At 67.8% G+C, this 6,145-nt stretch carries 7 protein-coding genes and 3 pseudogenes; 6 read left to right on the plus strand and 4 right to left on the minus strand.

The genetic code is table 11. The features are described 5' to 3' along the window. Positions 1-455: transposase (locus ACIRVK_RS45040; protein ID WP_404257905.1), on the plus strand; the 455-nt coding region annotated here is incomplete at its 5' end. 363 nt (positions 456-818) lie between these two features. Here the strand turns inward: ACIRVK_RS45040 and ACIRVK_RS45045 are convergent. Then, positions 819-1,329 (minus strand): annotated as a pseudogene (locus tag ACIRVK_RS45045) (transposase); the annotation flags it as partial. A 242-nt stretch (positions 1,330-1,571) separates the two neighbouring features. Here ACIRVK_RS45045 and ACIRVK_RS45050 point away from each other — a divergent pair. The 4 genes and pseudogenes from ACIRVK_RS45050 (at position 1,572) to ACIRVK_RS45065 (ending at position 3,623) form a co-directional block, all read left to right on the plus strand. Continuing rightward, the gene (locus ACIRVK_RS45050; RefSeq protein WP_404257907.1) at positions 1,572-2,126 is read left to right on the plus strand and encodes an ATP-binding protein; all 555 of its coding nucleotides are present in this window, start codon (positions 1,572-1,574) and stop codon (positions 2,124-2,126) included. Then, complete coding sequence (locus ACIRVK_RS45055) at positions 2,123-2,566, plus strand: Fur family transcriptional regulator (protein WP_404257909.1); 444 nt, start codon at positions 2,123-2,125, stop codon at positions 2,564-2,566. Before ACIRVK_RS45050 ends, ACIRVK_RS45055 begins: the two co-directional genes overlap by 4 nt. A gap of 284 nt (positions 2,567-2,850) precedes the next feature. After that, positions 2,851-3,093, plus strand: a pseudogene (locus tag ACIRVK_RS45060) (LLM class flavin-dependent oxidoreductase); the annotation flags it as partial. A 62-nt stretch (positions 3,094-3,155) separates the two neighbouring features. Beyond that, positions 3,156-3,623 carry a hypothetical protein gene (locus tag ACIRVK_RS45065; protein ID WP_404257911.1) on the plus strand — a complete coding sequence of 156 codons (468 nt, stop codon included), beginning with the start codon at positions 3,156-3,158 and terminating at the stop codon, positions 3,621-3,623. Between the two features lie 353 nt (positions 3,624-3,976). Here ACIRVK_RS45065 and ACIRVK_RS45070 read toward each other — a convergent pair whose 3' ends face one another. Together ACIRVK_RS45070 and ACIRVK_RS45075 are read right to left on the minus strand one after the other, a co-directional pair. Next, a complete protein-coding gene (locus ACIRVK_RS45070; protein ID WP_404257913.1) occupies positions 3,977-4,291 on the minus strand; it encodes a hypothetical protein in 315 nt (104 codons plus the stop codon). A gap of 421 nt (positions 4,292-4,712) precedes the next feature. Beyond that, a pseudogene (locus ACIRVK_RS45075) lies at positions 4,713-5,453 on the minus strand (transposase); the annotation flags it as partial. A 2-nt stretch (positions 5,454-5,455) separates the two neighbouring features. On the opposite strand from ACIRVK_RS45075, the gene ACIRVK_RS45080 reads away from it, so the two are divergent. After that, positions 5,456-5,635, plus strand: coding sequence for a hypothetical protein (locus ACIRVK_RS45080; protein WP_404257917.1), 180 nt, complete (start codon positions 5,456-5,458; stop codon positions 5,633-5,635). Here the strand turns inward: ACIRVK_RS45080 and ACIRVK_RS45085 are convergent, their stop codons facing one another. Beyond that, the gene (locus ACIRVK_RS45085; protein WP_404257915.1) at positions 5,636-5,977 is read right to left on the minus strand and encodes a helix-turn-helix domain-containing protein; all 342 of its coding nucleotides are present in this window, start codon (positions 5,975-5,977) and stop codon (positions 5,636-5,638) included. Positions 5,978-6,145 lie beyond the last annotated feature (168 nt).

Below are 6,145 nucleotides of genomic sequence, written 5' to 3' on the forward strand. Positions count from 1 at the left end.
AGCAGATCGCCGAGATCGACAAGCTCATTGCGGCCCGGTTTCGCGAGCACGGCCTCGCCGAGGTGATCTCCAGCATGCCGGGTATCGGCCCGCTCCTGGGCGCCGAGTTGCTGGCCGCCACCGGCGGCGACATGACCCGATACGCCAGTTCCGACCGCCTGGCCAGCCTCGCCGGCGTCGCGCCCGTGCCTCGCGACTCCGGCAGCATCAGCGGCAACTTCCACCGTCCCCGGCGCTATCACCGCGGCCTGCAACGCGTCTTCTACACCTCCGCGCTGATCAGCATCCGCAGTTGTGACGCCTCTCGCCGCTTCTACGAGCGCAAGCGTGGCGAAGGCAAACGACACACCCAGGCCGTCCTCGCCCTGGCCCGGCGCCGGGTCAACGTCCTGTGGGCCCTCATCCGTGACGGACAGTGCTACCAAAGCAAACCGTCCGTCACGCCTGCGGTTTGACAACATCATTAGGAGGTGGTCTGGAAGCCGAGGGACGCCTCTTGAGGGCAGCGTCGCGTTTCGTTCCGCCAGGGCCAGCCTGGCCCAGCGGAGCAAGATTCGTCCGATCAAAGGTTCTTGACCCGCCTGTGATCCCACTCCGTTGACAGCACTCCTGGCCCGCTCAACCATCCGCCAAGCGCCGTACCAAGGTCACCCGCGGCGCGGGCAGCCCGGCGGCTGCCCTCGCGATGGTGTTCAAGCTGGTCGAGTCGGCTCAGGCAAAGGGTTCCGACCTCACTGTCCACGACATCCGCAACCTGGGGAACGTCACCCGGCAACTGAACGACCGACCCCGAATAGCCCTCGGCGACCGCACCGCGATTCCGCCATGCCCTCCATCACCTTAATCGTGGTGATGATCTGCTTGGACACCTCCGCTCCGTACACCTCGGCCAGATGAGTCGATATCTCCCCGTGGGTGAGGCCTTTCGCGGGCAGGGAAAGCACCATCTCGTCCACGCCGGTCAGTCGACGCTGCTGCTTGCGGACGATCTGCGGTTCGAAGGTGCCGGCGGTGTCGCGGGGCACCTTCACCTCGACTGGGCCGAAGTCGGCCAGCACAGTCTTGGCCCGGGTGCCGTAACGGCTGTTGCCGCTGTTCCTGCAAGGCCACGTCGTGCATGTCGTAGCCGACGTCATCGGTGATCTCGCCCTCCGGGGCGGACTCAAGCACCCGCTTGGTCAGCTGCTGCAGCAGCCCACCCTGCCCGGTCAGCTGCAGTCCCTCCGACCGGGCACGCTCCACCAGCGTCGCGACCAGCTGCTCGTCGGACACGGGCACAAGCTGCCCCAACCGGGCACTCTCGCTAGGCTCAACGGTCTCCAACTCCACGGCGGTGTCGGTCACTTGGCGTCTCTCCCATGATCGTCGGGTCCGCCGTTAGATTTACCGCCTGGTCCTTTGTCAGGCGTTCTCGGCGGCTGAGTGCGGGCGCGATCGGCTCCCCGCTGGTGGAAGGAGCGCCCGGTGATTTGAGCGGGTCATGAAAAATGGCTCTTTCCATCTTCTTGACTGGTTCCAGAAGAGGCGTAGCGTCAAGGGGGACATTTTGGTACCACCCCGAAGGGGGAGCGATGGACGGGGCAGTTCCTCGAGAGACCTTCCCGTGGGGAACGGTTGCCGGTGCGGCTGTCCCGGGTCCTCAGCGTTCCTTGTGGCCCGTTGCGCCGGGGGTGCCTCTGGCTACGGACTGTGTAGAGCCGTTTGTCGGCGGTCCGTGGGCGCTGCCCTGGTCGCCGACCGCGTGCGCCTTGGCGAGGGCCGCCATGCGCGAGGTGCTGCCCCAATGGGATCTGGGTGACCTCGTCCCGACCGCCGAGCTGCTGGTCAGCGAACTCGTATGCAACGCGGTGCGGCATGCTTGCGGTCCGCTGCGCCTGACCCTGGAGCGGGTGCCCTCTGTGCGTTGTCTGGTCAGCGACGGCTCTGGTGAGCCTCCGCGTCGGTCCGACGTCGGCTGGGAGGACGAGCACGGCCGCGGACTCGCCTTGGTGGGCGCCCTGGCAGCACGGTGGGGCTTTGAGTACGGGCCGGTGGGCAAGACCGTGTGGTTCGAGCTCTCCACGGACACCGTCATGGACAGTGACGAGGTGGTCCCTGAGGGCGACAGGGAGTACGAGACGGAATGACATCGGCTACCGCAAAGGAACCCATGGAGCTGGCCGCGGCACGGCTGCGCAAGGCGGGCATGCGGGTGACGGCTCCGCGTATGGCCGTGCTGATGGCCGTCTCCGATTCGTCAGGCCATCTCGATGCCGACACCCTGCGCAAGCGCGCTCAGCGGGTCACCGGCGGCCTGTCCCTGCAGGCCACTTACAACGTGTTGCGCGCGCTGGCCGACGCCGGCCTGGTCCGGTGCACTCAGATCGCCGGACACCCGGCCCGCTACGAGGCCGAGAACCACGACAATCACCACCACTTCGTGTGCCGCGACTGCGGCGCCATCCGTGACGTTGAGTGCGCGGTGGGCGCGGCTCCCTGCATGGAGCCTCGGTTGCCGAACGAGTACGTCGTCCAGGAGGCCGCAGTGACGTTCTGGGGCGTGTGCCCCGAGTGCCAGGTCCCGTGAGGGCGTCTTCGGGTCGGCCGCGAAGACATCGCCAGCATCCCTTGTGTCACCTGGCGGGGCGAGAAAGAGCGCGACCCGGACGGTGAAGGTCACCGTCGGTACGGCAACGCCCCCGGCCACCTCATTGACCGTGAGCCCGGAGATCGGCGAGGGCAGGTCGACGCGGGAACCGCCTCCCTCACGCTCGACCACTCGGACAACTGGGAGCTCGCCTCGCGCATGATCTCCTGGGGCGACGCCTCGTCCAGCAGCGTGCCCGTCACCGCGGGAACCACGAGGGATCACTGTGGACCGGAGAGAGGCTCGGCGGCAAAGAGCCCTTCGCCGAGTCCGCGGTGCTCATGGCGGCCACCTCCAAGATCGTGTCAGGCATCGGCATCGCGAACATCTGGACCCGCCACCCCACGGTCATGCAACAAGGAGCCGCCACTCTCACCGCCGCATGGCCCGGCCGGTTCGTCCTGGCCGTGGGTGTCGGCAACGCCGAGGCTGTCGACAGGAGCGGCCTGACCTACCAAAAGCTCCTCGACCGTCTGAGTCGTTACCTCGCCGGCATGACGCCGATTCCGGCAGCGGCCCCGTCTGTGAGATGCCCCTGGCGCGACTGGTGGGCGTACTGCGCCCGGAAATGCTGGAAGTGGCCCATGACCAAGCCGACGGCGTCCACTCGTTCTTCGTACCTCCGACGCACACAAGCCTGGCCCGTGCCGTTCTCGGACCGGGCCGGCTGCTGATGCCCGAACAGGCCGTCGTCCTGGCCACCGACGCCGCCGAGGCACGCGGCATCGCGCGCGAGCACACGGACTTCTATCTGCGTCTGCCCAACCGGAGAAACAACCTGCGCACGCTCGGCTACAGCGACGATGACTTCGACGCCGGCGGCAGCGACCGTCTCGTCGACGCACTCGCCGTCTGGGGCGACGAGACTGTGATCGCCCGCCGGATCGGCGAGCACCTCGGCGCCGGCGCCGACCATGTCCCGCTGCAGCCGCTCCGCGGCCTGGGCGCCGCGGTCGACCAACTGGAACGGCTCGCGCAAGCGGTACTCCACGGATGACACCTCGCTCAGAACTCCAGACGGTCGCCCTCCCAACAATGCCGCCGGTATCCCACCGGGCGGCCACGCACACAGGAAGCAGCACGATGAGTGAACCGACCCTCTTCCCGGCCACAGGAGCCAAACCCGAACTGGAGCACACCGGCGGCCTGGACGTCGTGGCGGATCCGGAGTTCTCCACGGCCACTCGCGACGCCACGTCCTGGATGGACTACGTGCAGGGCTGGGTCGGAGAGGAGCAGCGACGACCAGCCCGGCCAGGGCGGCGAATCCCGGACGGGCTCGACAGGGGGCCTGCACGGCCCTTCCTCCCTCCCACCGCGGAACCTCTGTACCGGTGGGAGGAAGCGGTCTCAGGCTTCTTCCAGGGCTTCACCGAACTCGCGCAGCACCCGTCCGTGGTGGCTGTGGGCCAGCTGGTGTCCGACCGCCAGGACCAGCGCCACCGGCCATTCGAGGACTTCGAATGCGGCTAGGACGCCGACGCCCGCGAGAAAGGCGAGTTGCTCTGGAGGCAGCAGTTCCACACGCGTGCCGAACACGTCAAGCGTCACGGCGTGGTGGGTGACAGCGCGTTCAGCAGCCCCACTCGGCGTTTTGGCATCCGCGCCCGAAGCGCCCTGCTGGGCGGTGTGGGCATCCTGTGGGGTGACAGTCGATGCGGCCATGGTTGCCATCCGTTCCATCGCCGACAAAGAACCTGTCAGCAATGCTCTTTGGCAGGTTCTGCCTACTTATCGACCATATCCAGATAGTATAGCCTGCGCACTGCGAAGCGGTGGCCGCCTCGCGTGGCGCTCCCGCACTGCCTCGCCGGGAGGCGGGTCCGGGCGGAAGATCTCAAGTCCAGTGAGACTGTTGTGACGCTATGAGGTTTGTGGTGCGGGCTCCCCGGTTTTTGGCCGGGTCGTTGATCCATGCCTGCTGGGGTATCCGGGGCGGTCTGGGACGGCGGCCGAAGCGTTCGGGGTGGCGGGCGTATGCCTCGCCGAGGGTGACGGCTCGCTGGTCGCAGACCTCGTCGGCGGTCCCGAAGTGCACGCTGGCGGGGGGTGCTTCTATCTGTTCGGTCAAGGGCTGTGGGCTTGGTCAGGCTGTTTGTTCGTGCCCGGGTTGGTAGAGGGCATGGTGCTTGAGCATGGCGTGCAGGACGTCGACACGGCGGCGGGTGAGGCAGATGAGAGCGGCGTTGTGGCGCTTCTTTTCCGCGCGCTTCCTGTCGTAGTAGGCCCGTGATTCGGGGCTGCTGAGTGAGGCGAACGAGGCCAGGAACAGGGCCCGTTTGAGCATCTTGTTGCCGCCGCGGGGCGGTCCTTCGCCCCGGATGGAGGTCCCGGAGCGACGGGTGGTGGGGGTCAGTCCCGCGTAGGAGGCCAGGTGGGCGGCGGTGGGGAACGCGCTGGCGTCGCCGACCTCGGCCAGGATGCGGGCACCGGTCCTGACCGCGACCCCGGGCATGGAAGTCAGGACCTTCGCGAGAGGGTGGGCCTCCAGCAGGGCCGCGACCCGCATCTCCAGGAGGTCGCGGCGCTTGAGGAGGACTGCGAGGGCCTCGGCCAGGCCGGAGACGATCTCCCCTGCCGAGGCTGTGCCGGGAACCGTGACGGTCTGCTCGGCCAGTGCGGTGGTGATCTGCTCGGCCAGGGTGTGGGCACTACGCATCCGTGGAGCAGCCCGGAGCATGATCTGCGCGATCTGCTCGGTGCCGGCCTGGGCCAGTTCGGCCGGGGAGCCGAAGGTCTGCAGCAGGGCCAGGACGGCCGGGTGCCGCAGGCGGGGCCCGAGAACGCGTTCGAGGGCGGGGTGGATGGAGGTGAGCAGTCCGCGCAGAAGTGACGTTCGGGGAAGATGCCTCGCAGGTGCGGGTCGGCAGTGCCCCGCGGGCGATGGCCTCCCTGCGGAACCTGGCCATCGGCGCACTCCGGCTGGCAGGACGGGGCAACATCGCCGAGGGCCTGCGCCACCACGGCCGGGACGTGACCCGGCCGCTGGCGACCTTCGGACTCACATGATCATTCCCGACCGCCCACGAGAACGACGCAGCCCTGCCTCACGACCACTTCCTCGACCTGCTCGTCGGTGATCTTCCGAGGCCCGCCCGGACGCGGTTCGTCGGTCAGGCCCTCCAGCCGGTCCCGCACGAACCGGGCCCTCCACCGGCTCACCGTGTGCGCCTCGATGCCCAGCCGGTCCGTAACATCCTTGTTCGTGGCACCCGTTGCGCTTTCGAGCACGATCCGGCACCGCAGGGCCAGCGCCTGAGAGGACGTCCGGCGCCTGGCCCAGTGGGCCAATGTCTCACGCTCGTCGTCGGTCAGTACCAGCTCGGCCTTCGGCCGTCGCGTCCTCGCCATCCGGCCATCATGCCGAACCAGCACTGGCTTATGCAGTGAATTCCCGACTCAGGACACTAGTAGACTGTCGCGACTAAGTGGTCTGCGTCGTAAGTCCTTCGGGGGTTGACTTTGGAGCTGGTTGCAGGCCTGTTCGCGGTCAGGTGCCGAGGCCTGTGAGGTGGAGGT

It is taken from the genome of Streptomyces sp. NPDC101152, assembly GCF_044768275.1.
GTDB lineage: Bacteria > Actinomycetota > Actinomycetes > Streptomycetales > Streptomycetaceae > Streptomyces.

What these genes read in the sequence shown, in the direction of transcription:
- ACIRVK_RS45055 (WP_404257909.1), top strand. Translation starts at nt 2,123, where the DNA reads ATGACATCGGCTACCGCAAAGGAACCCATGGAGCTGGCCGCGGCACGG.
- ACIRVK_RS45065 (WP_404257911.1), top strand. Translation starts at nt 3,156, where the DNA reads ATGCCCCTGGCGCGACTGGTGGGCGTACTGCGCCCGGAAATGCTGGAA.
- ACIRVK_RS45050 (WP_404257907.1), top strand. Translation starts at nt 1,572, where the DNA reads ATGGACGGGGCAGTTCCTCGAGAGACCTTCCCGTGGGGAACGGTTGCC.
- ACIRVK_RS45070 (WP_404257913.1), bottom strand. Translation starts at nt 4,291, where the DNA reads ATGGCCGCATCGACTGTCACCCCACAGGATGCCCACACCGCCCAGCAG.
- ACIRVK_RS45085 (WP_404257915.1), bottom strand. Translation starts at nt 5,977, where the DNA reads ATGGCGAGGACGCGACGGCCGAAGGCCGAGCTGGTACTGACCGACGAC.